24 protein-coding genes and 2 pseudogenes are annotated in these 24,804 nt (G+C 64.5%); 10 read left to right on the top strand and 16 right to left on the bottom strand.

Going from position 1 to position 24,804, the window contains the following annotated elements; translation table 11 throughout:
* Positions 1-22 precede the first annotated feature (22 nt).
* On the bottom strand, positions 23-673 hold the full coding sequence (locus tag KBY99_RS05435) for a molybdenum cofactor guanylyltransferase (protein ID WP_254997837.1): 651 nt from the start codon (positions 671-673) through the stop codon (positions 23-25).
* A 13-nt stretch (positions 674-686) separates the two neighbouring features.
* Here KBY99_RS05435 and cynS point away from each other — a divergent pair.
* A pseudogene (gene cynS / locus KBY99_RS05430) lies at positions 687-1,060 on the top strand (cyanase).
* 23 nt (positions 1,061-1,083) lie between these two features.
* On the opposite strand, the gene KBY99_RS05425 reads toward cynS, so the two are convergent.
* Entirely contained in the window at positions 1,084-1,578 is a 495-nt protein-coding gene (locus tag KBY99_RS05425) for a nitrate reductase associated protein (RefSeq protein WP_254997836.1), read from the bottom strand.
* A gap of 42 nt (positions 1,579-1,620) precedes the next feature.
* Here KBY99_RS05425 and KBY99_RS05420 point away from each other — a divergent pair, with 42 nt between their 5' ends.
* The gene (locus KBY99_RS05420; protein WP_254997834.1) at positions 1,621-3,759 is read left to right on the top strand and encodes a molybdopterin oxidoreductase family protein; all 2,139 of its coding nucleotides are present in this window, start codon (positions 1,621-1,623) and stop codon (positions 3,757-3,759) included.
* A 1-nt stretch (position 3,760) separates the two neighbouring features.
* Here KBY99_RS05420 and KBY99_RS05415 read toward each other — a convergent pair whose 3' ends face one another.
* From KBY99_RS05415 to KBY99_RS05395, 5 genes and pseudogenes are all read right to left on the bottom strand, one after another.
* Positions 3,761-4,567 carry an ABC transporter ATP-binding protein gene (locus KBY99_RS05415; RefSeq protein ID WP_254997832.1) on the bottom strand — a complete coding sequence of 269 codons (807 nt, stop codon included), beginning with the start codon at positions 4,565-4,567 and terminating at the stop codon, positions 3,761-3,763.
* Positions 4,568-4,575: 8 nt separating this feature from the next.
* Positions 4,576-5,379: pseudogene (locus KBY99_RS05410) on the bottom strand (nitrate ABC transporter ATP-binding protein); the annotation flags it as partial.
* Positions 5,380-6,213 carry a nitrate ABC transporter permease gene (gene ntrB, locus KBY99_RS05405; protein ID WP_409996530.1) on the bottom strand — a complete coding sequence of 278 codons (834 nt, stop codon included), beginning with the start codon at positions 6,211-6,213 and terminating at the stop codon, positions 5,380-5,382. It abuts the pseudogene before it with no gap.
* A gap of 43 nt (positions 6,214-6,256) precedes the next feature.
* Positions 6,257-7,570 carry a CmpA/NrtA family ABC transporter substrate-binding protein gene (locus tag KBY99_RS05400; protein ID WP_254997830.1) on the bottom strand — a complete coding sequence of 438 codons (1,314 nt, stop codon included), beginning with the start codon at positions 7,568-7,570 and terminating at the stop codon, positions 6,257-6,259.
* A gap of 153 nt (positions 7,571-7,723) precedes the next feature.
* Positions 7,724-8,791, bottom strand: coding sequence for an anthranilate phosphoribosyltransferase (locus tag KBY99_RS05395; RefSeq protein WP_409996535.1), 1,068 nt, complete (start codon positions 8,789-8,791; stop codon positions 7,724-7,726).
* Between the two features lie 225 nt (positions 8,792-9,016).
* Here KBY99_RS05395 and KBY99_RS05390 point away from each other — a divergent pair, with 225 nt between their 5' ends.
* The 4 genes from KBY99_RS05390 to KBY99_RS05375 all read left to right on the top strand — a co-directional run bounded on the left by KBY99_RS05390 (position 9,017) and on the right by KBY99_RS05375 (position 13,330).
* Positions 9,017-10,555: a ferredoxin--nitrite reductase gene (locus tag KBY99_RS05390; RefSeq protein ID WP_254997827.1), complete on the top strand. Its 1,539-nt coding sequence runs from the start codon at positions 9,017-9,019 to the stop codon at positions 10,553-10,555.
* A complete protein-coding gene (locus KBY99_RS05385) occupies positions 10,555-11,925 on the top strand; it encodes a CbiX/SirB N-terminal domain-containing protein (RefSeq protein ID WP_254997825.1) in 1,371 nt (456 codons plus the stop codon). The genes KBY99_RS05390 and KBY99_RS05385 overlap by 1 nt, the downstream gene beginning before the upstream one ends.
* Positions 11,922-12,710 carry a uroporphyrinogen-III C-methyltransferase gene (cobA, locus tag KBY99_RS05380; protein ID WP_254997821.1) on the top strand — a complete coding sequence of 263 codons (789 nt, stop codon included), beginning with the start codon at positions 11,922-11,924 and terminating at the stop codon, positions 12,708-12,710. The genes KBY99_RS05385 and cobA overlap by 4 nt, the downstream gene beginning before the upstream one ends.
* A gap of 143 nt (positions 12,711-12,853) precedes the next feature.
* A complete protein-coding gene (locus KBY99_RS05375) occupies positions 12,854-13,330 on the top strand; it encodes a redox protein (protein WP_254935613.1) in 477 nt (158 codons plus the stop codon).
* Here the strand turns inward: KBY99_RS05375 and KBY99_RS05370 are convergent.
* Genes KBY99_RS05370 through KBY99_RS05350 form a run of 5 tightly spaced genes read right to left on the bottom strand, consistent with a single transcriptional unit; the run spans position 13,320 to position 19,031 of the window.
* Positions 13,320-15,194, bottom strand: a complete 1,875-nt coding sequence (locus KBY99_RS05370; protein WP_254997818.1) for a sensor domain-containing phosphodiesterase — start codon at positions 15,192-15,194, stop codon at positions 13,320-13,322. The two genes, KBY99_RS05375 and KBY99_RS05370, sit on opposite strands and share 11 nt — an antisense overlap.
* 36 nt (positions 15,195-15,230) lie before the next feature.
* Positions 15,231-15,722, bottom strand: coding sequence for a GGDEF domain-containing protein (locus KBY99_RS05365; protein WP_254997816.1), 492 nt, complete (start codon positions 15,720-15,722; stop codon positions 15,231-15,233).
* A gap of 50 nt (positions 15,723-15,772) precedes the next feature.
* On the bottom strand, positions 15,773-16,654 hold the full coding sequence (locus tag KBY99_RS05360; RefSeq protein WP_254997814.1) for a transglutaminase family protein: 882 nt from the start codon (positions 16,652-16,654) through the stop codon (positions 15,773-15,775).
* On the bottom strand, positions 16,639-17,598 hold the full coding sequence (locus KBY99_RS05355) for an alpha-E domain-containing protein (RefSeq protein WP_254997812.1): 960 nt from the start codon (positions 17,596-17,598) through the stop codon (positions 16,639-16,641). The genes KBY99_RS05360 and KBY99_RS05355 overlap by 16 nt, the downstream gene beginning before the upstream one ends.
* A complete protein-coding gene (locus KBY99_RS05350) occupies positions 17,592-19,031 on the bottom strand; it encodes a circularly permuted type 2 ATP-grasp protein (protein WP_254997809.1) in 1,440 nt (479 codons plus the stop codon). Before KBY99_RS05350 ends, KBY99_RS05355 begins: the two co-directional genes overlap by 7 nt.
* Before the next feature lie 144 nt (positions 19,032-19,175).
* Between KBY99_RS05350 and KBY99_RS05345 the strand changes: the two genes are divergently transcribed.
* On the top strand, positions 19,176-19,691 hold the full coding sequence (locus KBY99_RS05345; protein ID WP_254997807.1) for a PilZ domain-containing protein: 516 nt from the start codon (positions 19,176-19,178) through the stop codon (positions 19,689-19,691).
* Here the strand turns inward: KBY99_RS05345 and ureC are convergent.
* The 4 genes from ureC to KBY99_RS05325 are packed head-to-tail and all read right to left on the bottom strand — an operon-like array spanning position 19,688 to position 23,019.
* On the bottom strand, positions 19,688-21,412 hold the full coding sequence (gene ureC / locus KBY99_RS05340) for an urease subunit alpha (RefSeq protein ID WP_254997805.1): 1,725 nt from the start codon (positions 21,410-21,412) through the stop codon (positions 19,688-19,690). The two genes, KBY99_RS05345 and ureC, sit on opposite strands and share 4 nt — an antisense overlap.
* A gap of 11 nt (positions 21,413-21,423) precedes the next feature.
* Complete coding sequence (locus tag KBY99_RS05335) at positions 21,424-21,741, bottom strand: urease subunit beta (protein WP_254997803.1); 318 nt, start codon at positions 21,739-21,741, stop codon at positions 21,424-21,426.
* Positions 21,742-21,753: 12 nt separating this feature from the next.
* On the bottom strand, positions 21,754-22,056 hold the full coding sequence (locus KBY99_RS05330) for an urease subunit gamma (protein WP_254997801.1): 303 nt from the start codon (positions 22,054-22,056) through the stop codon (positions 21,754-21,756).
* A 36-nt stretch (positions 22,057-22,092) separates the two neighbouring features.
* The gene (locus tag KBY99_RS05325) at positions 22,093-23,019 is read right to left on the bottom strand and encodes an urease accessory protein UreD (protein WP_409996529.1); all 927 of its coding nucleotides are present in this window, start codon (positions 23,017-23,019) and stop codon (positions 22,093-22,095) included.
* A gap of 21 nt (positions 23,020-23,040) precedes the next feature.
* Here KBY99_RS05325 and ureE point away from each other — a divergent pair, with 21 nt between their 5' ends.
* From ureE to ureG, 3 genes are read left to right on the top strand one after another with little or no spacing between them, the layout of a single operon-like run.
* Entirely contained in the window at positions 23,041-23,547 is a 507-nt protein-coding gene (ureE, locus tag KBY99_RS05320; RefSeq protein ID WP_254997799.1) for an urease accessory protein UreE, read from the top strand.
* Positions 23,537-24,178: an urease accessory protein UreF gene (locus tag KBY99_RS05315; protein WP_254997798.1), complete on the top strand. Its 642-nt coding sequence runs from the start codon at positions 23,537-23,539 to the stop codon at positions 24,176-24,178. Before ureE ends, KBY99_RS05315 begins: the two co-directional genes overlap by 11 nt.
* Positions 24,179-24,187: 9 nt before the next feature.
* Positions 24,188-24,784, top strand: coding sequence for an urease accessory protein UreG (gene ureG / locus KBY99_RS05310; protein ID WP_106502637.1), 597 nt, complete (start codon positions 24,188-24,190; stop codon positions 24,782-24,784).
* Positions 24,785-24,804: the final 20 nt, after the last annotated feature.

Here is a 24,804-nt window from a genome sequence, read left to right as displayed (position 1 = left end):
GGCTGAAGACGCCTGACTTGGCTTAGGCCAACTGACCAAGCTCAGGCCGGTTCACGTTGCGGATGGCCCGGGGATCCAGCGGCACCGCCTGGCAGGGCAGTTCCACCAGCCAGCTCTGCAGGCGCCGTTCGCCCCGCTGCACCGCCGCGGCCAGGTGGGCGCGGATTGGGGCGCTGTTCGGATACAGGCCCAGCAGCGGTTGCAGCTGCTCACCGTCGTGGGCCAGATGGAGCCTGGTCGGGCTCCCTATTGCTGCGCCCGCCAGCAGGGTTTGCAGGGCGGCCAGGCTGAGATGCGGCATGTCCACTGGGCAGAGCAGTAGCTGCTCGTTCGGGTGTTGCTGCATCAGCCGGTGCAGGGCCAGCAGCGGCCCCTCCCAGGGCGGTGGTTCTGCCAGGGCCGTCATCGGCGAGCCCGGGGCCAGCTCGAGGGCCAACTTTTCCGCTTGCTCCAGATGCGCCCCATGGCGGCTCAGCAGGGTGATCGGCGTCTTCAGCTGGGCTAGCAGGCGCAAGCTGCGCTCCAGCCAGGTGCCGCCTTCAGGGTGGGGCAGTAACGCCTTGTCCCGGCCCATGCGCCGGCTGTCCCCACCGCTGAGCAGGCAGGCGCGCAGGGGCAGTTGTAGCAACGGCTGCCAGGCATGACCGTGCCCATCCGTAGGGTCCCGCCGCATGTCCGGTTCCTCCATGGCTCTGCCTCCCCACACCACGACCCTGCTCGACGCCAAGCGCTGCAGCGGGCTCAGCTTCGCCGATCTTGGCGACTGTCTTGGTCAAGGTGAGGTGTGGACCGCCAGCCTGCCCTTCCGGCTGCTCTCACCACCTATCCCGTGAAGGGGGCCCTCGATCCGGTGATCCCCGCCGATCCGCTGCTCTACCGCTTCTACGAGATCCTGCAGATTTATGGCCTGCCGCTCAAGGACGTGATCCAGGAGCAGTTCGGCGATGGGATCATGTCGGCGATCGACTTCAGCCTGACGGTGGCCAAGCAGGAAGACCCGAAGGGTGATCGGGTGGTGGTGACGATGAACGGCAAGTTCCTGCCTTACCGCAAGTGGTGACGCTCTGAGCGGCTGGCGGCAGGTCAGGGCGCCTCTGCCAGCAGCCCAAACTCCGCCAGGGCCCGCGGCAGGTTGCGGTGCTCGTGGCCCGGGTGGCTGAGCTTCACCAGGGCGAAGCGCTGCAGTTCGTCCAGCTCCGCCCAGCCGCCGCTGCGGATCTCCAGGCCCAGCTGGGCGCAGGAGGCGGCCAGCACTTCGGGCAGCTGGTCGGACTGCTGCCAGGGTTCAGCGTCGGGTCGGGGCAGGTCCTTGGCCTGGCCGGCGCTGAGGGCGGTGGTGCGTGCCAGCAGGTGCTGGCGCAACGCCTCGATGGCGGTGGGGTCGTCAGCCCAGGCCAGCAGCTCAGCGCGCTCGGCCTCGCCCAGCTCGCTCCAGTGCTGCAGCTTCAGCTTCACGCCGGCCAGATCGAGCTTGCGCCGCACGGCCATCGGAATGCAGCGCAGGACGGCGCTGAAGTCGGCTTCGAAGTGGAAGCAGGTGCTGGCTTGGGGAGAGCCCAGGGGGAACTGCGGTAACAACTGGCACCATCATCGGGCGCGCTGGCTTGATCCAATGGCCCCATGGCCAGTGATCCCGCCAGCCCTGCCGCCATTCCAGCTGCCCTAGCCCAGTGCCCCTACTGCGGCGTGGGCTGCGGCCTGGAACTGAAGGCTCCAGCTGAGCCCGGCGGTGCCTGGATCGCCCGCGGCGACCGCCACCATCCCTCGTCGCTGGGCCAGGTGTGCATCAAGGGCGCCACGGTGGGTGAAACCCTGCACCCCAACCGCCTCACCAAGCCCCTGTGGCGTGCGCGAACCGACCAGCCCTTTGAGCCAATCAGCTGGGAGCGGGCTTTCACCATCTTGGTGGAGCGCATCGATGCCACCCTGGCCACCAAGGGGCCACAGTCGCTGGCGATCTACGGCTCCGGCCAGTTCCTCAGCGAGGACTACTACGCAGCCAACAAGTTGCTCAAGGGCGCCCTGGGCAGCAACAACTTCGATGCCAATTCGCGCCTGTGCATGAGTTCGGCAGTGGCTGGCTATGCCCGCAGCCTCGGCTCCGATGGCCCGCCCTGCTGCTACGACGACCTCGATCTGGCCGATCTGGTGCTGCTGATCGGCACCAACACGGCCGAGTGCCATCCGGTGCTGTTCCAGCGGCTGCTCAAGCGCCGGCGCAAGGGGAATGGGCCGCGTCTGGTGGTGGTGGATCCACGGGCCACCGCTACTAGCGATGCCGCCGACCTGCACCTGGCGATCGCCCCCGGCAGCGACCTGGCCCTGCTCTGTGGCCTGGGTCACCTGTTGCTGGAGCATGGCGGGGTGGATCAGGCCTGCGTGGCGGCCCACTCCGAGGGTTTTGCCGAGCTCGAGACCCTCTGGCGGGCCTGGCAGCCGGCCCGGGCGGCGGCGGTGTGCGGCATCGCCGAGGCCGACCTGCGCCAGCTGGCTGAGTGGTGGTGCCAAGCCACCGGCGCGCTCAGCCTTTGGTCGATGGGGGTGAACCAGAGCCGCGAGGGCAGCGCCACCGTGGCCGGGATCTGCAACCTGCACCTGGTGAGTGGCCAGATCGGCCGCCCTGGCGCCGGTCCCTTCTCGCTCACCGGCCAGCCCAACGCCATGGGTGGCCGCGAGGTGGGTGGGCTGGCCCAGCTGTTGCCCGGTTACCGCGCCGTAGGTGATCCAGCGCACCGGGCCGAGGTGGAGAGCCACTGGGGATTTGCTGCTGGCTCGATCTCGCCAGAGCCCGGCTTGGCGGTGTGGCAGCAGATCGAGGCGATGGAGCGCGGCGAGCTCGATCTTTGGTGGGTGGCGGCCACCAACCCTTTAGTAAGCCTGCCCAGCCTCGATCGGGTGAGGGCGGCGGTGGCGAACTGCCCGCTGGTGGTGCTGAGCGAGGCCTATGCCGGCACGGAAACCGAGGCCCTGGCCCACCTGGTGCTGCCGGCGGCCCAGTGGAGCGAGAAGGCTGGCGTAATGGTGAACTCCGAGCGCCGCGTCACCCTCTGCTCTGCCTTCCGCCAGCCCCCCGGCGAGGCCCGGCCCGACTGGGCGATCTTTGCGGAGTTGGGCCGGCGCCTCGGTTTTGTCGATCAGTTCAGCTACGCCTCCGCAGCGGAGGTGTATGCCGAATTCGTGGCGCTCACGGCCGGCCGGCTCTGCGACAGTAGCGGCCTCAGCCACGGGCTCCTGGCCGAGCACGGCCCCCAGCAGTGGCCCTTCCCCGCCGGCACCGCCCCCGGCGGCGGCGCAGCGCGCCTCTACGCCGATCTGGCCTTCCCTACCCCTTCCGGCAAGGCACGCCTCTGGGCCGATCCGCCCCTGGGCTTGGCCGAACCCCCCTGCGACTCCTATCCACTGGTGCTCACGGTGGGGCGGGTGCTGGGCCACTGGCACACCATGACCCGCACGGCCCATGTGGCGCGGACGCTCAAGACCCACCCCGAGCCGCTGCTGGAGGTGCATCCAAGCGATGCGGCTCGCGCCGGCTTGGTGGCTGGGGCCCGGGCCCAGGTGCGCTCCCGCCGCGGTGCGGTATCGGTGAAGGTGCAAATCACTGATCGCATTCGGCCCGGCACCGTGTTTTTGCCGATGCACTGGGGCGCTTCCCAAGGCGAGCTGGCCTGCGAAGCCAATCGACTGATGCATGAGCTGGGCTGCCCGATTTCGAAGCAGCCGGAGCTCAAGGCTGCGGCGGTGGCGCTGACGCCGGCCTGATCTAATCCACGTCGTGGGCGAAGCGGCGATAAAGAAAATCGAGGGCGTGGTTGCGCAGCTGGCCGTAGCGGGGGTCGTCCTGGATGGCTTCGTAGCGACGGGGCCGCTCAAAGGGCACCTCGAGAATTTCGCCGATGCCGGCGGCAGGGCCGTTGGTCATCATCACGACCCGATCGGCCAGAAATAGGGCCTCGTCGATGTCGTGGGTGATCATCAGCACGGTGGGTTTCTGCTCGCGCCAGATCGCCAGCAGCTCTTCTTGGAGCTCCTCCTTGGTGATGGCGTCGAGGGCGCCGAATGGTTCATCCAGCACCAGCACAGCTGGTGACACGGCCAGGGCGCGGGCGATCGCCACCCGCTGGCGCATGCCCCCCGAAATCTGCCCAGGGCGTTTGGCGCGCGCCTCCATCAGGCCCACCATCTCCAGGTGGTGAGTCACAACCTCGCGCCGGCTGCCGGCAGCCAGTTCGGGCCGGGCCGCTTTGACGGCCATCTCCACGTTTTGCCACACCGTGAGCCAGGGCAGCAGGGAGTAGTTCTGAAACACCACCATCCGGTCAGGACCCGGCCCTGTGATCGGTTTGCCGTGCAGGGTCACCGAACCGTGGCTGGGCTGCAGAAAGCCAGACACCATGTTGAGCAGGGTGCTCTTGCCGCAACCGGAGTGGCCGATCACGCAGAGAAATTCCCCCTGCCGCACCTGGAGATTGATGTCACGCAGGGCCTCAAATGGCCCGCGCCGAGTCTGGAACACCTGGCCCACGTCCCGAAACTCGAGGAAGGCAGGGCTAGCGGTAGCGGTGGTCATCGCGAGGTGGCGGCGAGTTGCTTGAGCCGGCGCTGCTCCTGCAGGAAGTGGATCAGCTCGGCGCGTAGCTGGTAGTAGGCGGGGTGGTCCATCACCGTGAGCCGGTCCCGGGGGCGCGGCAGGGGCACCTTCAAGATGTGGCCGATGCCGGCTGCAGGTCCGTTGCTCAGGCACACGACCCGATCTGAGAGCAGCAGGGCTTCGTCAACGTCGTGGGTGACCATCACGGCGGTAAGCCCCGATTCCTGACAGATCTGCATCAGCTGCTGTTGCAAATTGCCTCGGGTGAGGGCGTCGAGGGCGCCAAAGGGTTCATCGAGCAGCAGCAGCTTGGGCCGAATGGCCAGGGCCCGAGCAATCGCCACCCGCTGCTTCATGCCGCCAGAGAGCTCGGCTGGAAATTTGTTGGCGGCGGCGCTGAGATTCACCGTCTGGATGTTGCGCTCAACGATTTCGCGCCGCTCCTGGTTGCTTTTGGAGGGGTAGACGGTGTTTACGGCAAGGGCGATGTTTTGGCGCACCGTGAGCCAGGGCAACAGCGAATAGTTCTGAAACACCACCATGCGATCAGGGCCTGGATCGGTCACCTGACGGCCATTTATCAAGATACCGCCCTCGCTGGCCTGGTCGAGCCCGGCTAGCAGGTTGAGCAGGGTGCTCTTGCCGCAGCCGGAGTGGCCAATCAGCGACACAAATTCGCCAGCGGCGATATCGAGATTGATGCCCTGCAGAGCTACGTAGCGGCCGCCGTCATCGAGGGGAAATACCTGGGTTACGGCATCGACGCTGATCAGTCCAGCTGGAGTGGTCATTTAGGCGGCTCCCTTGCTCACCTTGCGCCCCACCCAGGTCACCAGGCGATCCAGCAGCAGGCCCACCACGCCCACATAAATGATCGCCAGGATTATTTGACTGGAGCTGGCATCGCCGCCGGCGTTGTAGGCATCCCAGATGAAGTAGCCGATGCCGCCGTCGGCCTTCAGCATCTCTGCAGCCACGATTGCCAGCCAGGCCAGGCCCACGGCGATGCGCAGGCCGGTGAATACGTAGGGCACCGTGGCAGGAATCACGATGTTGCTGATGTAGGCCCGCTTGCTGAGTCGCAGCACCCGGGCCACGTTGGTGTAGTCCTGGGGGATCTCTTGAATGCCCACAGCCGTATTGATAATGATCGGCCAGATCGCCGTGATGAAGATCACAAATACCGCCGAGGTATTGGCGTCTTGAAATACCATCAGCGAAATCGGAAACCAGGCCAGCGGTGGCACGGTGCGCAGCACCTGCACTACCGGATCAAACCCTTTGCCGGCGAAGCGATTTAATCCCAGCAGGCCGCCGATGGCGACTCCCACGACCGCCGCCAGGCCGTAGCCCACGGCCACTCGTTGCAGCGAGATCAGGATCTGCCAGCCCAGGCCCTTGCTGGTGCCACCGTCATCGAAAAACGGCTGGCTGATGTAGGGATCCCAGGTATCAACCAGCACGTTGATCGGGCCGGGCAGTCGCGCAGAACCAAGGGCGCCCGAAAGCAACTGCCAAACCAGCAGAAAGGCACCGATGCAGAGCAGGTAGGGCAGGATCTGGGGCAGTGCCGGCAGCAGCCGGCGCCGGCGGGAGGGCCGGCCCGGGGAAGCGGTGGGGGTCACGGATGGCGGGAGTGGGAACGGGGAAGTTGCTAGGCGTTGGAGCTCATTTCATCGCCTTGATTGCCAGGGCGTTTAGGTAGGCCTTGGGATTTTCCGGGTCGAACACCACACCGTCGAAGAAGGTTTCCTTGCCGCGCGAATCGCTGCCGGGAATGGCCTTTTCTTGACCGATTGCAGTGGCAGCCTCCTTCCAGAGATCAGCCCGGTTCACCTTGTTCACCAAGGCATCGATATCGGTGTCCGAGGGTAGGTAGCCCCAGCGCATATCTTCGGTAACGAACCACTGGTCGTGGCTCTTGAAGGGGAAGGAAGCATTTTCGCTCCAGAAGCGCATTCTCAGGGGGCTGTTTTTAACTACGCGGCCATCGCCGTAGTCGATGTCGCCGGCTAGACGGGGTTTGATATCTGCCACGTTGGCTTTGAAGTATTTGTCCTTGGCAGTGATTTCACAGAGCTCATCAAGGTTTGCTGGGTCTTCACACCAGATCTGAGCCTCCTGAACGGCCATCAGCAGGGCTTTGGCGGCCTTGGGATTTTTATCAACCCAGTCGGCGCGCATCGAGAAGGCTTTCTCGGGGTGGTTTTTCCAGAGTTCGCCGGTGACGGCGGCGGTGTAGCCCAGCTTCTTATTGACCAGGCGCTGATTCCAGGGTTCACCAACGCAGAAGGTGTCCATTGTGCCGGTCTGCATGTTCGCCACCATCTGGGGGGGTGGCACCACTACCAGGTCGGCATCCTTATTGGGATCGATGCCATTGGCGGAGAGCCAGTAGCGCATCCATAGGTCGTGGGTGCCGCCGGGGAAGGTAACGGCCGCCTTGAATTTCTTGCCCTTACTAATGGCTTGTTGAGTTGCTTTTGCTAAGCCCGCTTTGTTGTCGATGCTGAGCTTGTTGTCCAAGTAGTCCTTTGAAACTGACACGGCTTGGCCCTGCAAGTTGAGCCGCGCCAAGGTGTACATCGGCAGGGGCTGCTTGGTCTTGGTGATCGTGCCGGCAGTTAGCAGCAGCGGCATCGGCGAGAGGATATGGGCACCATCAATGCCGCCACGGCTGCTGCCTAGCTCCAGGTTGTCGCGGGTGGCGGCCCAGGAGGTCTGCTTCACCACCTTCACCTCGGGCATGCCGTGCTTGGCGAACAAACCCTTCTCCAGGGCAATGATCAAGGGCGCGGCGTCAGTGAGGGCGATGAAGCCCAAAGTGGCGGTCTTCAGCTCAGGCGCATCCGCACCGTCGGCTGGACTTGGGGTTTGATTTTCAGATTTTTTGCTGGGGCTGCCACAGGCGGCTAGCCAGATAGCTCCAGCTGCCGAACCGGCGGCGGTGATCAGAAACTTGCGGCGCGAAAGGTTGGACATGGCTGGATTGGGATGGGCCGGAGTGGTGGCAATTGCACTCCGGACGGGCTCCACAAAGAAGCGCACCGAACCGGTCTAAAAATCGAGCCGGCGCACAAGCTGACCGACCCGTTTACAAGACCACGGCTGGCTTCAAGTTGAGGGTTGCAATTGCTACCAATTGCCGCTTTCGCTGGGATCGGCAAGGGTTTGCCGCAGTCGCTCGCCGCATCTAGAGGCCAGCAGAGCCCGCGCTTGCTCGATGGCATCGGCAAGGCTTTCGAAGCGATCGGCTAGCCAGAGGTAGGCCCCCAGATTCCAGAGCAGCGGTCCAGCCAGGGGGCCTTCGCCACCGAGAGCGGCCAGTGCTTGCTGCTGCCAGGTTTCCAGATTTACCCAGGCGATCTCATCGCCGTGGAGGCCGTGGTCGCGGGGGTGCACGAGCAGCCGCTCCAGCGAGCCCTGGCGGACACGGCCGGTGATGCCGGCCCGGCTGGTGGGCAGGTCGGTTGACCCCTCCAGTCCCTTCACTGTGAGCACCTCGGTTTCACCGGCGGTGGCTAGGGCCTCCCAGGCCCGTTTTTCGGTGGGGGGATGGACGAAGCCACTCACTAATAGATGGTCGCCGCAGTGGGGGGTCCAAAGCAGTTCCAGGCTGGCTACGGGGGGGCGCTTGCCAATTTCATCGCGCACCGGCAGCAACCTTTCCGCCGCTGGGAAGTGGTCGGGCTGGTGGGTGAGGGCCAGGTGGTGCGTGCTCAACCGTTGCTGCAGAGCGGCGAGGTTGAGCCCACGCCATTCAATGCCGAGGGTGGCGAACAGCTCGGCCAGGGTGACGCCGTACTTCACCGGCATCGGGTCGCCGCCGTGCAGCACCACCGGTATTTCGGCGCCGGCCAGCACCAGGGCGAGCAGGGGCAGCAGGGGGGCGGTGCGGCTGCGGCCGTCGTAGGGCACGCCGAAACAAATGGCCTGGCGGCCAGGGGTCTGCAGCTTTGGGCCGTGGCTGCGGTAGCTGTCGAGCATGCCGGTCAATTCGATCGGCAGCGGCCGGCGAATGCGGTGGGCGATCAGGAAGGCTCCCAGCTGCGCATCGCTTGCCTGGCCCTGGAGCATCAGGTCCATGGCGTCGCGGGCCTCATCGCGGCTGAGGCCTGTGCTGGTGTGCTCGCCACTGCCCACCTTGGCAATAAGTTCGCGAAAGCGGGCCCGCTCAGGGCCGAGGGCTTCGAGGCGCTGCAGGCGTCTGGGCTCTGCCACCGCCGCTGCTGGTGCGGGTTGTAGCGGTTGCGACACAGGAAGCGACCCGCACTGCAGACAATTCCAATTGTCTCCCTGCGGGGAGCTTTTTCCCATTTTTGTTATCCGGCGGCGTAGCTCTCATCGGCGCTTGCTCGGACCCCCTTGCAGCTCTGTGGCGGCAGGGAGGGCAAGCCGAGGTTGTTCCGTGTTCCGAGAGTCCGCCCCATGACGAGCCCCACCATTTCTGCGGCCAGCCAGCCGGAGCTCAGCAAAATCGAGCAGGCCAAGGTCGAGCCTTGTGGGCTGGAGCTGGCGCCTCGCCTCGAGGAGCTGGGCCGCCAGGGCTGGGAATCGCTCGACGAAGCCACGCTCACTATCAGGCTCAAGTGGCTGGGGATCTTCTTCCGTCCGGTGACCCCGGGGCGCTTCATGGTGCGGCTGCGGCTGCCCAACGGCGTGATCTCGGCCGACCAGCTGGAGCTGCTGGCTGAGGTGATCGATCGTTGTGGCGATCAGGGCAGTGCCGACATCACCACCCGCCAAAATCTCCAACTGCGAGGCCTGCTGCTGGAGGACATGGCGCCCCTTCTGCAGGCCCTGGAGGTTGGGGGTCTGACCAGCCGCCAATCGGGCCACGACAACCCTCGCAACATCACCGGCAACCCGTTGGCGGGCATTGACCCGGAGGAGATCGTCGACACCCGCCCCTTGGTGGAGGCGATTCAGGTGCGGCTGCTGGGCCCCGCTGGCCCCCGCAACCTGCCGCGCAAATTCAATGTGGCCGTGGGCGGAGCCCCAGATAGTTTCCTGCTGCACAACGACCTGGCCTTTCTGCCGGCTGAGCACAACGGTCAGCTCGGTTTCACGGTGCTGGTGGGGGGCTTCTTCTCAGCCCAGCGCAACGAGTTGGCGATCCCCCTAGGCCTGTGGCTGCGGCCTGAGCAGCTCGCCGACTTCACCCTGGCCTTGCTGTGCCATTTCGAGTGCCACGGCAACCGCCAGCAGCGCAACAAAAGCCGGCTGATGTATCTGATCGACCAGCTCGGGATCGATGCTTACCGGGCTGAGCTGGTTGAAGCATTTGCCGAATCCGTGCTCCCCCACGATGGCTCCCACCTGGTAAACCGGGCTCCCCGCTCGGGCCTGGGTGTGCAGGCCCAGAAGCAGAAGGGGCTCCACTGGGTGGGGCTGCACGTGCCGATGGGCCGGTTGGACGCGGCTTCGATGCTGGAACTTGCCGCTTTGGCGCGCACCTATGGCAGCGGCGAGCTGCGTCTCACCGAGGCGCAGAACGCCTTGATTGTTGATGTGCCAGGCGATCGCATCGAGGCCCTGCTGGCCGAACCCCTGCTGCAGCGCTTCCGCCCCGCCCCCTCGACCCTGCAGGCCGAAGCGGTGAGCTGCACCGGCAGCGCCTACTGCAGCTTCGCTTTAATTCCCACCAAGGGCGTGGCCCAACAGGTGCTCGAAGAGCTGGAGCAGCGCATCGAATTGCCCGAGGCGGTGCGCATGCACTGGACCGGCTGCCCCAATGCCTGCGGCCAGCCCTACATGGGTCAGATCGGGCTGATGGGGGCCAAGGCCCGTAAGGATGGTCAGATGGTGGAGGCGGCCAAGATCTTTCTTGGCGGCTCCATGGGTGCCGAGCCCAAGTTGGCCGAGCTGCACCACAAGGGCGTTCCCCTCAGCGACCTGCCGGATGTGCTGGAGCAGCTCTTCGTAGAGCACTTTGGAGCTCGCCGCCGCGAGTCGGCAGCCTCCTGATGGCCCTTGCCCCTCTTGCGCCCCAGCTAATGCCGGCGGATCTGCCACCCAGTGGCTGCGCGGATCGCTGGCCCTGGCTGCAACAGCTGCGCAGCCAGCCCGAGCTGGACGCAGAACCCTGGCTGGCGGCTCTGGAGGCTGGAATTTTGAGGGCAGACCAGGATCTTTTGGCCGTCCTGGCGGAGCGCCTGGATCCGCCGGCCCAATTGCGCCTGCTGCGCTGGTGGCGCCAGCAGCCCGATCCGGACCCAGGCTTGCCCAGCCAGGTATTGCGCCACCGGGATGGGGCGAGTGCCGCCTGGCTGCTTGAGCAATTGGCTCCCGGCCCTGGCGCCCTTGGCTCGCCCTTGCCCCTCTCGGCTTTGCCCCTCTCGGCTTTGCCCCTCTCGGCTTTGCCCCAAGTTGTGTCGGCAGCCCTGCTGCCCCTGCTGGGTCACCAGCGCCAGGTTGCGGCTTGGCCCGTGCTGCTGTGCTGGTTGGAGGCCCCAATCGCCACCCCATTGCGGCGCGCCGCTCTCGAAGGGGTAGCCCGTGGTTTGTCGGTGTGGCCCCGGTCCCAGTTGGTGGAAGGTCTCAGCGCCCTGGCCAGCGACCTCGATCCCCAGCTGGCTGCCCCGGCGGTGGATCTGCTGGCCCGTCTGCCAGGAGCCCGCCGCGCCCTGGTGCCCCTCCGCCGTCGCCGGCTCGATCCGCGGGTGGCCGAGCGCTTGGGGCGCCGCTTGGCTGCTACGCCAGCCCAACCCCTGCTGCTGGTGGTGCACGGCCGTGCGGGCGGCCAGCTGCCTGCCGAGTTGGTGGCCTTGGCCGCCGAGCTGGAGTGTCGTCGTGGTGCGCCCGTGCGGCTACAGGCCCTTTCGGCTGCGGCGCCGCCGCCGGCGAGCGAGCTGCTGCAGCCTGGTCAGGTTCTCGGCTTGGTGCCGCTGCTGCTGCTGCCCGGCGGCCATGTGCGCCACGATTTGCCGGCGATCGTGCGCCATTGGTCGGCTTTTGCTCGCGTGCAGCACTGGCCCTTCCTGGGGGCCTGGCCCCGCTGGCAGGCTGCCCTCGCTATGGAGCTAGCCGGATTGGCCATGCAGGATGCCCGGCCCCTACTGCTGCATCACCCCCTGGAGGGCCCCCTGGCCGCCCGCTACCTCACCACTTTGGAGCGGCGCACCGGCGCCCACTGCATCGCCACTCCATACAGTGCAGAACACCTCGCGGAGCTGAAGCTGACCCTTGCCGCTCCAGCCTTGACCGCTCCAGCTCTGCCTCTGGCCTTGGCCGCCAACCGGCTCACCGACCAGCTAGTGGAGCAGGTGGGTCCGCCTTTGCTGCAGCGGCCTGGTCTGCGCCAGCTGCTGCTGGCTGAACTCGAGGCCCTGCCATGAGTGCCCCGGCCCAGCTCGGCACGGTTTACCTGGTGGGGGCGGGTCCCGGTGATCCGGAGCTGCTCACCCTCAAGGCCCACCGGCTGCTGCGGCAGTGCGACGCCCTCGTCTACGACTCCTTGGTGCCGCAGGCCCTGCTGAATCTGGTGCCCCAGGGCTGCGAGCTCCACTTTGTCGGCAAGCGCCGCGGTCACCATTCCGTGCCGCAGCCAAGCACCAACGCGGTGCTTGTGGAACTGGCCAGCCGCCATCGCCTGATCGTGCGGCTTAAGGGCGGTGATCCCTTTTTGTTTGGCCGCGGGGGCGAGGAGGCGGCCCACTTAGCCGCCAGGGGAGTGCCGGTGCAGGTGGTGCCTGGGGTAACGGCTGGCATCGCGGCCCCGGCCTATGCGGGCATTCCCGTTACCCACCGCCGCGCCGGCTCCAGCGTCACCTTCGTGACGGGCCACGAGGAAATCGACAAGGGCCGGCCCGGGGTGAACTGGCGCGGCCTGGCCCAGGCCAGTGATGGCTTAGTGATCTACATGGGCCTGCACAACCTGCGCCGCATCGCCGAGGAGCTGATGGCGGGTGGCCTGGCGGCCGACACGCCTGCGGCCGTGATTCAGCAGGGCACGGTGCGGGGGCAGCGGCAGTTGATCAGCGTGCTGGGTGAGCTGGCCGACCGGGCTGAGGAGCAGGATTTTGCTTCGCCCTCAATCGTGGTGCTGGGCGAAGTGGTGGCCCAGCGGGTGCCGGTGTGTGCCCCCGAGCCAGCTGATGTGGAGATGCCGATCCCCTTTTGAGCCAAGCAAGTTTCCTTGATAGGTAGTGGTTGCGACGGCCGGCCCCCCGGTGGTGAGTTTCATTAGGTCTTGATCTGGCAGCACCCGCTGCTCTTACCCAAATGTCTGCCCTTCCCCGGTCTGGCCCTTCCCGGTCTGCGCCGATGTTTGAGCTGATTCCCTACGAGAAGTTCCGCGATACCCCCGCTGTTCGTTTCTTTGATATCACCGTTGCCAGCTCCAATGCCCGCGATCTGGTGATCCATGCCGGTCCGGCGGTGAGCCCTCCGGATGAGGAGAAGACTGGTGCCTGGCAGTTTTATCTGCATCCCCACCAGGAAGATAATTTGTTGGCCCTGCACGGCGGCCGAACTTTTTACTTGGTCAATTTGGGCTGGAATTATCCCTATCACATTGTTCGCCTAGAAACAGGTGGCGACATCCTGCGCATTCCTCCGGGAACGTTTCACCGCTCCGTTTCTGATCACGATGGTTCGGTGGTGCTTAATCAGGCTGTGCGTGAGGAGGGTGCCAGCGTGGTGCGGGAGTTTCGGGTATATAACAGCCGCCTCATTCCCCGATTATTTGCTACAACGTTTAAAACGGCCCCCTTGCCTAAGTTGCACGGGGTTAGTTGGTAGTTTCCTGGTAAATTTCGGCTAAGTAGTGGGCCATAGCAGCCACCGACATCGGCCGGCTGAATAGGTAGCCCTGACCATGCTTATAGCCGTTCCGCAGTAGCCAGGCGCGTTGAGAGTCGGTTTCAACACCTTCAGCGGTACTGTCCAGACCTAAATCAGCGCAGAGATTCTGGATTGTTTTTAGCAACTGGTTGCTGGGATTGCTACTGTCGTCGATGCGCTCAACAAAGCTGCAATCGACCTTCACCGTGCGCACTGGATAGTTGTGGAGGCGGCTGAGCGAGGAATAACCCGTGCCGAAGTCGTCGATGGCGATGGCAACTCCAAGGCGGCGCAGGGAGTCGAGGAAGATGCCCAGTTCCGAGCCATTGTCATCTAAATAATCCTCGACCAGTTCTACTTGCAGCTGCCAATTTTTTGGCAAGGGGGTGGAGCGGATCAGTTGCAGCAACCGTTGGCGCTGGCCCTCACTTTCCAGCAGTACGCCGGAGAGATTCACTGAGAGTTGCAGCGGCTGCCCTGGTGCAGCGCTTGCTAGATCATGGATGGCTTGAATTGCTTTCTGGATTATCTGAAGATCAAGTTCACCGCTGAGCCCGGCCAGGTGAGATATCGGCAAAAAATTATTGGGAAGCATCATTTCGCCGCTGTCGGTGCGCCAGCGCATCAGGCATTCCAGGCCTACAGGCTTGCCCGTGGCGAGATCAACAATCGGTTGCAGATAGGGGGTGATTTCGTTGCGTCGGATAGCGCGGCGTAGATCGGTTTCCACTTGGTAGTGCTGCTGTGCCGCCAGTCGTGCGGGCAGATCGATGAAGTTGAAATTGCTGTTTTTGCTGCGATCGGTGATGGCTATGCGTTGGGCGATGCTGGCGTCAGAGAGTAGAGAATCAACATCGCTATAGTTTTTTCTGAAGATTGCAATGCCCATGTTTATTCCCAGCTCTATATCACGGTCGTTTAGTTTTAATGGTGCCTCAAGTCTCGCCATGCATCTTTCTGCAATCGCTGTGAGAGCACTTTCTTCTGAGAGGTGTGGTAGCACGATTGCTATCTCGTCATCCGAGAAGTAGGCGGTTGATGCTTGAGCAGGTAGACAGTCCCGTAGGCGCTCTAAGCCAGTTTGGATTAGGTTCTCCGCCGCAGCGCTCCCAATGGTGGCGCTGACGCGGGAATACTCCTTGAACTTGCAGCGCGCCAGTGCAAAGCAGGGTGGTTGATCTAGGCCTAGCAGCAGGCTCAGCATCTGCTGTAGCTGCTCCCGATTCATTACTGGATTGATTTCACTAAGCAGCTGGATGCCTGGCTTGACCTGGCCATTTCCCCCTTGGGCCTGCAGTGCTAATTCGGCGGATTGCAGTAGGTGGGCTTCTCGCCGCAGTTCCATTTGGCTAACCACTTGGCGAGCCAGTCGCTCTAGGGAGGTGACCTGCTTAGGCGAGAGGGCCTTCGGTTCGATATCAATGGCGCAAAGACTGCCCAATGCGAAGCCGTTGGCGGCGATTAAGGGGAAGCCGGCATAAAAACGGATGCGAGGCTCGCCTAATACAAGTGGATTATCGGCAAAGCGATCATCTTCAAGGGCATCGTTTATAATTAAGGGCCGGCGCTGAACGATTGTGTGGCCGCAAAATGAAATATTTCTGGGCGTTTCCTTGGGTGCGTCTTCGAGGCCAACGCAAGACTTGAACCACTGACGATTTTCGTCGATAAGGCTTATAACTCCTATTTTTGCGCCAGTAATATCTTGAACTAGGTGGGTGATATCGTCAAAGATTGCTTCCGATTGCGTATTAAGTACGCCGTAGCTCTGCAGTTCCTTGAGGCGAGCCGAATCATCTTCGGGTATGGACGCTTCCTGCACGCGGGCTAGATGTCAAAACCTCTCAACAACATTAGGTCAGCAGTTCCTATTTTGTCTCGCCCGGCGCATGTTTGTATCCGAGCGAGCCAGCAGGGTGTCAGGTTTGAGCTCATCGCCTTCCATGGTGCTGATCCCAGTGCTGATGCTGGTGGGCACTGGTTCCTGCTTGCTGCCTAGCCCCAGCTGGCTCACCAGGGCTTGTAGATCCGCAGCCATTTCCTGGGCGGCGGCCCTATTGCAATCTGTGGCCACCACCACGAATTCATTCCCGCCGCTGCGGAAGAAGTGGTCGGTGATGCGCAGCCGTTGGCGTACCGCGCTGGCCACTCGTTTCAGAACTAGGGCGCCGATTTTATGGCCAAAGCGGTCATTGATTTTGGTGAGACCATCCACGTCGATAGTGATGCAGCTGAGGGGCTCGCCGGTGCGGCGGCAGCGCAGGCATTCCTCTTTGAGCCTTAAGAACAGGGCATTGCGATTGCCGCAGCCGATGGCGCGCTTTACGTGGCTAAGGATCGCGGCCGCCATCAGGTGGTTTGTCTGGAAATGGAGGACACCCAATTGCAGGCACCTTTTGCTTAGGCGGACTGCATGGTTGCAGCCGGCTCTTGGATGTCTGCCTCAATGCTCCATTCCAGCAGGCTTTCGACGCCATTCGGTCCCGAAAAGCTGCCTGTGACTGCAGCGGTCAGCTCCGGCTTGGAGGAAGTGGCCAAGGTGATGTAGCGATCGTCGATCACGCCTATGCCGCTGGGATCAAAGCCCCGCCAGCCGGCACCTGGCAGATACACCTCGGCCCAGGCGTGCAGGTCGTAGCTCTCAGGCTTTGGTTCCACCAGGTGGTAGCCGCTCACGAAGCGGGCCGGTAAACCCACGCAGCGACAGGCTTCCACCATCAGCATGGCGAGATCGCGGCAGGATCCCACCCTTTCCTTGAGGGTGCGGCCGGCGGGCCAGGCCGGACCCACGTGTCGCTGGGTGTATTTGACCCGGTCTTGGATGATTTCCACCAGCTGTTGCAAAAACATCAGCGCCCTTTGATCGCTGCCCATCAGCGCTTCCTGGGCCATGTCCACCGCGGCTGGATCGTGCTGGCCGTTGGGTAGCCAGCCCTCCAGGCTGCCGGCCAGGTCACCGTTCAGGTGGCCCACTGGGTAGGGCAGCATCGGTTCGTTGCCCTCCAGGCAAACCTGCAGCAGCGGTGCCGGTTCCGTTTCCACCAGGCTGCTGGCCCGCACGATGAACGCATCTGTTGGCCCATTGAATCGGGCCCGCAGGATTTCATCGCCGCTGGCTGCCACCAAGGGGTAGAGCCGCCCAGGCTCCGGCGTCACTACCAGCTGGAAGTCCAGTAGCCGCTGAAAGCCGTGGCCCCGGGGCTTGAGGCAGAACCGGTGCGGACCCAGCAGCACCGGGGCGCTGTAGCGGTAGGTGAAGGTGTGGGTTACGCGGGCACGCATGCGTGGTCGGCGATGAAGTAGCGCTGTTCGATCAGATCATGGAGCCGGTTGAGGTCGCTTTGCAGGCCGTCGATCGACTCGTGCAAACCTCCCGCAATCAGTTCATCGATGCGGCTGTAGCTCCAGCGGGCCAGGGTGAGGCCGCTGAGGCATTCGAGCTCGTCTGGAGCTGCTGGCACCGCCTGGCCTCGCACGATTCTCAAGGTTTCGTGGATGCGCTCCAGGCAGTAGCGCACCGAGCGCGGAAAGATCGGGTCGAGCAGCAGGAAGCTGGCTACCGCCTTGGGCTCGATCGCCTGCTGGCGCGACTGACGGAACATTTGATAGGCCCCAGCGCTACGCAGCAGGGAGATCCACTGCAGTTCATCGAGTACGCCGCCCACCTCATCAGGTGAAGGCAGCAGCAGGAAGTACTTCACATCGAGGATGCGGGTGGTTTTTTCAGCCCGCTCCAGCACCCGCCCCAGGCGGCTGAATTGCCAGGAGAGGTCGCGGCTGAGGGTGGCATCCGTGATGCCATAAAAAAGTTGGCAGGCCCGGCGGATGTCCCGAAGTTGCTCCTGGGGGGGCTGATCCCAGAACCCCTTGTTGTCGAACAGCGTCCAATAGATGTCGTTGAGCTGCTCCCACATTTCGGTGGTGATTACATCGCGGATCTGGCGAGCGTTTTCGCGGGCGATGGCGATGCAGTTCACCACGCTGTTGGGATTGGCCTCTGCCCGCACTAGAAACTCCACCACCTGCTCCGGGCGTCCTTCTGGATAAAGACGGTCGAACAGTTCCCGATCACCACTGGCATCAACCAGGGGCAGCCAGGGTTCGGCGCTGCCGGGCGGGCAGTCGAGGGCCATCGCTTCGCTCACCTCCACAAAGCGGGAGATGTTTTCGGCCCGCTCCACATAGCGGTTGATCCAATAAAGGGAGTCGGCGACGCGGCTCAGCATGGTTGTTCACTCACGATCCAGGTGTCCTTGCAGCCGCCACCTTGGGAAGAGTTGACCACCAGGGAACCCCGGCGCAGGGCCACCCGGGTGAGGCCGCCCGGGCTTACCCAGGCTCCCTTGCCGCGCAGCACATAGGGCCGTAGATCCACGTGACAGGGGAACAGTTCGCCCTCGCTCAGCGAGGGCACGGTGGAGAGCTCGAGGGTGGGCTGGGCTATGTAGTTGCGGGGATCGGCCTGGATCTTGACGGCAAACTCGGCGATCTCCTCGCTGCTGGCGTGGGGGCCGATGAGCATGCCGTAGCCACCGGCTTCGGCCACCGCCTTCACCACCAGCTCACTGAGGTGGGCCAGCACGTAGGCCCGGTCATCCTCCCTGGAGCAGAGGTAGGTGGGCACGTTTTCAATGATTGGATCTTCGCCGAGGTAGTAGCGGATCATCTCCGGCAGGTAGGCGTAGATCAGCTTGTCGTCGGCTACGCCGGTGCCTGGTGCGTTGGCGATTGCCACCCGGCCGGCCCGGTAAGCGGCCATCAGGCCCCGCACCCCCAGCATCGAATCGCTGCGGAATACGGCCGGGTCGAGGAAGTCGTCGTCGATGCGCCGGTAGATCACATCCACCGGTTCGGGCCCGGCCGTGCTGCGCATCCACACCCGGTCGTCCTGGCAGATCAGGTCGCGGCCCTCCACCAGCTGGATGCCCATCTGCTGGGCCAGGTAGCTGTGCTCGAAGTAGGCGCTGTTGAACACCCCGGGGGTGAGCAGCACCACCTTGGGGGTATCGGTCCAGGGGGCCAGCTCCCGCAGGGTCTGCAGCAGGTGGGAGGGGTAATCGTCGATAGGTTGCACTGTGCGGCCGGCAAACAGGCTCGGGAACATCCGCTTCATCACCCGGCGGTTTTCCAGGAAGTAGGCCACGCCGGAGGGACAGCGCAGGTTGTCTTCCAGCACTCGCCAGGTGCCCTGGCCATCGCGCACCAAATCCAAACCGGAGATGTGGCACCAGCGGCCCAGGGGCGGCTGGAAGCCCTGCAGTTGGGGTCGCCAGCCCTGGGAGCTCTCCACGTCCTGCCGCGGAATTACGCCGTCGTTCAAGATTTTTTGGGGTCCATAGACATCGGCCAGAAATAGGTCGATTGCCTCCAGCCGCTGGAACAGGCCTGCCTCGAGGCGTTGCCAGTCCCCGCTACCGATCAGCCGCGGCAGGGGGTCAAAGGGCAGGATGCGCTCACCACCATGGTTGCCCGAGCCATTGAGGCGAAAGGTGGCCCCCAGCCGCCGCAGCAAAACGCCGGCCGCCGCGTGATTGCGATTTAGTTCATCGAGCCCCAGCTGGCCCAGGGAGGAGAGCAGGGGCCGCAGGGCGCTGCGGGGCTGATCAGGCGCACTGAAGTATTCGTCGTAGCCCCGATTTGGTCTGTATTCCCCAAACATGCTCCACCACCTGCTAAGGGGGGATCATGTCCACCCGTTGGGTTGACGCCGGTGTGGGTTGATACGGAAGGCCAGCTCCGTCCATGGCTGCTTTCTTTCTTGGGCATTAGGGTGAAGGGACGGCAGCTCTCTGGGGCTTTTGTTATGCCCAGCCATCTCCCAAATCCTGCTGGCGATGCCTCCAGAGGGCCTGGTGTCTCCTGGGCAGAACCCTTCGGTAAAGGTCCAGGGGGCAATGAGGCCCAAACAATCCTTACTGGGGATGAATACCCAGAAATTCTGGGTCACGACGACGGTCAGCGCTGCTTTGAAAGGTTCCTGGCGCTTCCCTGTCCTCCATTGCTGATTCAGCTGCCCAGCCCAGGCTGTGAAGCTCGCACCCAGTGGTTTTATGCCGACATCCTCGACATCAGTCTCGGTGGCTTGTGCCTGTTTATCACCGGAAACCATGATTTACAGGTAGGTCAAGCATTGCTGGTTGATTTCCATGTGCATCGGACCGCCGACTTGCATCAGGTGGCGGGTTTTCTGCGTTGGTTTGTTCGCTCCAGCACCTTTACCACCATGGGGATGGGCTTCAGCGAACCCCTGGCCCAGCTTCCCCAGCTGCTGCCGGAGCGGCGCAATAGCCCGCGTGACCCCAAAACGGTGGCTGATTAGAGCAAGAAGTAGCGCTGGGCCATTGGCAGCACATCGGCTGGTTCGCAGCTGAGCAGCACCCCATCGGCGAACACCTCATAGGTCTGGGGGTCAACCTCAACATTCGGCAGGGCCGTGTTGTTTTTCATTGAGGCCTTGCCGATGTCGCCGCGGGTGTTGGTCACGGGCACGCAGGGGCGTTTCAGGCCCAGCTGGCGGGGTAGGTCGGCATCGAGGGCTGCCTGGCTCATGAAAGTGAGGCAGCTGGGGGCCAGGGCGGCCCCAAAAGCGGCAAACATCGGCCGGCCGTGCACCGGTCCGGGGGTGGGAATCGAGGCGTTGGCATCGCCCATCTGGGCCCACACGATTGAGCCGCCCTTGATCACCAATTCCGGTTTCACCCCGAAAAAGCCCGGCTTCCACAACACCAGATCGGCAAGCTTGCCTACCTCCACCGAACCGATCTGGGAATCGAGCCCGTGGGCGATCGCCGGGTTGATCGTGGTTTTGGCGATGTAACGCTTTAAGCGGGTGTTGTCGTTGCGGCCTCCACTTGAAGCGGCATCTTCGGGCAAGGCGCCGCGCTGCACCTTCATCTTGTGGGCGGTCTGGAAGGTTCGGGTGATCACCTCCCCCACCCGGCCCATGGCCTGGGAGTCGCTGGCGATGATTGAGAAGGCGCCCAGGTCGTGGAGGATGTCTTCGGCGGCGATAGTTTCGCGGCGGATGCGCGATTCGGCGAAGGCCACATCCTCCGGGATGCGTGGATCCAGGTGGTGGCACACCATCAACATGTCGAGGTGCTCCTCGAGCGTGTTGCGGGTGTAAGGGCGGGTGGGATTGGTGCTGCTGGGAAGCACGTTGGTTTCGCCGCAGATTTTGATGATGTCGGGGGCGTGACCGCCGCCGGCCCCTTCGGTGTGAAAGGTGTGGATGGTGCGGCCGCCGATGGCGCGGATCGTGTCTTCCACAAAGCCGGCTTCGTTGAGGGTGTCGGAGTGGATGCACACCTGCACGTCGAAGCGGTCGGCCACCGTCAGGCAGCAGTCGATCGCGGCTGGGGTGGTGCCCCAGTCTTCGTGCAGCTTGAGGCCGCAGGCGCCGGCGCGCACCTGCTCCTCGATCGCTTCGGGGGTGGAGGCGTTGCCCTTGCCGTAGAAGCCCAGATTCACCGGCAGGCCCTCGGCGGCCTGCAACATGCGGGCTAGGTGAAAGGCGCCCGGGGTGCAGGTGGTGGCGTTGGTGCCGGTGGCCGGGCCGGTGCCGCCCCCCAGCAGGGTGGTTACACCGCTGGCCAGGGCCGTTTCAATCTGCTGCGGGCAGATGAAGTGGATGTGGGTGTCGATCGAGCCGGCCGTAAGGATGTGCCCCTCGCCGGCGATCGCTTCGGTGCCCGGGCCCACCACGATCGTCACGCCCGCTTGGGTGTCGGGGTTGCCCGCTTTGCCGATGGCGCAGATGCGGCCGTCGCGCAGGCCGATGTCGGCCTTGACGATCCCCCACCAATCCAGGATCAGGGCGTTGGTTATGACTGTGTCTACGGCGCCTTCAGCGCGGGGAGTCTGGCTCTGGCCCATGCCGTCGCGGATCACCTTGCCGCCGCCAAATTTCACCTCATCGCCGTAGACGGTGAAATCCTTTTCCACCTCCAGAAATAGCTCGGTGTCGGCTAGCCGCAGCCGATCGCCGGTGGTGGGGCCGTAGGTCTCGGCGTAGGCGCGGCGGGAGATGCGGTATGGCATGTGGAAAAGGGTTAATCGAGCGGTCCGTTGACCAGGCCGTTGAAGCCGAAAACGCGGCGCTCGCCGGCGAAGGGCACCAGCTGCACTTCGCGGCTGTCGCCGGGCTCAAAGCGGACAGCCGTGCCGGCGGGGATGTCGAGCCGCAGGCCGCGGGCGGCGTCGCGGTCAAATTTGAGCGCGCTGTTGGCCTCGTGGAAATGGAAGTGGGAGCCCACCTGCACGGGCCGGTCGCCGCTGTTGGCCACCAGCAGCGTTGTCACGGGCCGGCCGGCGTTCAGCACGATCTCGCCGGGTTCGGGCAGTAGTTCACCAGGGATCAGGGGGGGCATGGTTTTCGGTGATCAGCGGATCGGGTCGTGCAGGGTCACGAGCTTGGTGCCGTCGGGAAACATCGCTTCGATCTGCACTTCGCTTACCAGCTCAGGAATCCCCTCCATCACCTGTTCACGGCTCAGCCAGGTGCTGCCCTCGGCCATCAGGGTGGCAACGGTCTTGCCGTCCCGGGCGCCCTCGATCACCTGGAAGCTGAGCCAGGCAACGGCCTCGGGGTGATTCAGCTTGAGGCCGCGGTTGAGCCGCCGCTCCGCCAGCAGGGCGGCGGTGACGATCAGCAGCTTGTCCTTTTCCTGGGGGGTTAGGTGCATGGCCCAACTTTGGCAGCCTTAGGGCGTCTGACCCGTTCAGCCTGAACCCAAGGGCTGTTCCTGGAAGGGCCATACCCGCGGCAGTTCTGGGGCGCTGAGGCCGCGTGCGGCCCGGATCCGGGCCCATACCCTGGTGAACCAAAACCGGGCCGCCTGACTGGAAGGGCCGCGGTAGCGGGCGATCAGGCCTTGGTCTAGGGCTCCGCAGGCCAGGTCGCCCTCCAGGCCCTGGCGGTCGCTGCGGCAGTCGGCCAGCAGCTGGGCTAGGGCAGCGGCCCCCAGGGGCTGCGGCGCTGCCCACACCAGCGATCCCAGCACTGGTTGGCCCGCCATGCCGTGTTCTGCAGCGAGGCTGGCGCCGCTGATTTCCAGGGGATCCACCAGCTCCCAGCGGCGACCTTCGGGGCCGCGGCGACAAACCTGCAGCCGTGAGCGCCAGCAGCCCTGGCCCAGGGTTTCGCCGGCGGCGCTGCGGCCTAGCCGTACGACGTCCATGCCCAGCCAGCTGGCTCCTGGTGCCAGCTCCACCGTGAGGTTCTGCTCCAGCAGCCCGCCGGCAAACAGCACCAGCTCCTGGGGCAGCCATTCCAGGTCGCTGCCTGCTTCAAGGCTGAAGTGCAGACTCTGGCGGGCCCACTGGCCCTGCGGCACCAAGCGGGAGCGCCCCACCGTGCCATACACCTTCTGGGCCGCCACGCTGGTCAGTAGGGCCTGGCTGGCAGGGGCAAGGTGGGCCCGCACCGTGAGTTGGTCGCCTCCCACCAGGCCGCCGGCGGTGTGCAGGAGGGGCAATTCGCAGCGGCCACCAGCCTGGGGGTAGGCCCGTTGCAATTTCAGAGGGGATGTAGCCCAGCCCTGATGCACAGTTGCAGGCGGCTCCCCCGGACTGCCCTGTCGGGCCGTGAACTCCAGCTCAGCGGCGCCGTGCCAGCGGCCTGCCGCAATGGTGTTGGGATGATTCACCAGGCATGCTGTTTAGAGACCATGGTGCACCCGGCGATGGCCAGCTCCGAGCCTGCTGACAGGCCTTTGGTGCTGCGTGAGCGCGGGCTGGCCGCCAGCCCGGGGGGTGTTCCTGCCTTGGTGCTTGCCCTTTCGGCGGCGGAGCGCACCCAGCTGCGGGGGTTGCGTTGCACTGTCTGTGGCAGGCAGGTGCTGCTGCAGCTGCCCCGGGGCTCAGCCCTGGAACCCGGCGAGTGGCTGGCCGCCACGGCTGCCGAACCGCTGGTGCAGGTGCGGGCGGCGGCGGAGGAGCTGATCCAGGTGCGCAGCGCCGATCCCCTGGCCCTGCTCCAGGCCGCTTATCACCTTGGCAATCGCCACGTGGCCATGGAGATCAGGGCTGGTGAATTGCGCCTGCTCGCCGATTCCGTGCTGGCCCACCTGCTGGAGCATCGCGGTCTGCAGGTGGATCAGCTGCAGGCTCCCTTTCAGCCCGAGTCCGGTGCCTACGGCCCCATCCACGGCCACAGCCATAGCCATGACCACTAGCCGGTTGCGCTTGTTTCAACTGATCAGCCCAGCGCTGCCGGTGGGGGCCTTCAGTTATTCGGAGGGCTTGGAGGTGCTGGTGCAGCGCGGGCTTTTGCTGGACGGGGCTGGGGTGAGCGCCTGGCTGGAGTCTGAGTTGCAGCGCGGCACCTTGGTGCTGGAGGTGGCGAGCCTGCCGGGCTTGCTGGTGGCTGAGGTAGCCGAATTGCGCGAGCGCGATAGCTGGTTGCTGGCCCTGCGGGAGGCGGCGGAGGTGCGCGCCCAGCAGCGCCAGATGGGCGCTTCGCTGCTGGGGCTGCTGGCTGATCTGGGCTTCAATCCGCCCGCCCTGAACCTGGCTTGGCCGGCAGCCTTTGCCCTGGCGGGTCGCGCCCTGGAGGTTGGCGCCACCGAGCTGGTGGAGGCCTACTTATATGGCTGGGTGGCAAACCAGCTCAGTGCGGCGTTGCGGCTGGTGCCTCTAGGACCCACCGAGGCCCAGCGCCTGCAGCTGGGTCTGGCGCCTTTGATTGCCCAGCGGGCCCTCGAACTGGCGGCAGCCGATCCCGACCAGCTCTGGAGCGGCGGCGTGGGTGCGGGTCTGGCCCAGTTGCGCCACGCCGAGCTGTACTCCAGGCTGTTTCGCAGCTGAGCGGATCGGATGAGCAAGCTGCGGGTGGGCGTAGCCGGGCCGGTGGGCTCGGGCAAAACCGCCCTGGTGGAGGCCCTCTGCCGGCGGCTGCGCGATCGCCTGCAGCTGGCGGTTGTCACCAACGACATCTACACCCAGGAGGATGCCCAGTTCCTCACCCGAGCTGGGGCCCTAGAGCCGGAGCGCATCCGCGGCGTCGAAACCGGTGGCTGCCCCCACACCGCCATCCGCGAGGACTGTTCGATTAACCGGGCGGCGGTGGCCGAGCTGGAGGCGGCCTTCCCCGATCTGGATTTGGTGCTGGTGGAGAGCGGCGGCGACAACCTGGCCGCCAGCTTCAGCCCCGAGCTCGTGGACCTCTGCATTTATGTAATCGATGTGGCCGCCGGCGATAAAATCCCTCGCAAGGGGGGCCCGGGGATCACCCGCTCCGATCTGCTGGTGATCAACAAGATCGACCTGGCTCCCATGGTGGGAGCCAGCCTTGAGGTGATGGCAGCCGACACCGAACGCATGCGCCCTGGGCGCCCTTGGTGCTTCACCAACATCCGCAGCGGCGAAGGACTGGAGGCGGTGGAAAAGTTTTTGTGGGCCCAGCTGCCCTGATTTTTTTGATAATTTGCTGA

The sequence above is a fragment of the Cyanobium sp. Maggiore-St4-Cus genome (genome assembly GCF_024345615.1).
In the GTDB taxonomy this organism is placed as follows: domain Bacteria; phylum Cyanobacteriota; class Cyanobacteriia; order PCC-6307; family Cyanobiaceae; genus Cyanobium_A; species Cyanobium_A usitatum.
The sequence above is the reverse complement of the archived record's forward strand: the minus strand, read 5'-3'. Positions and strand labels throughout refer to the sequence as shown.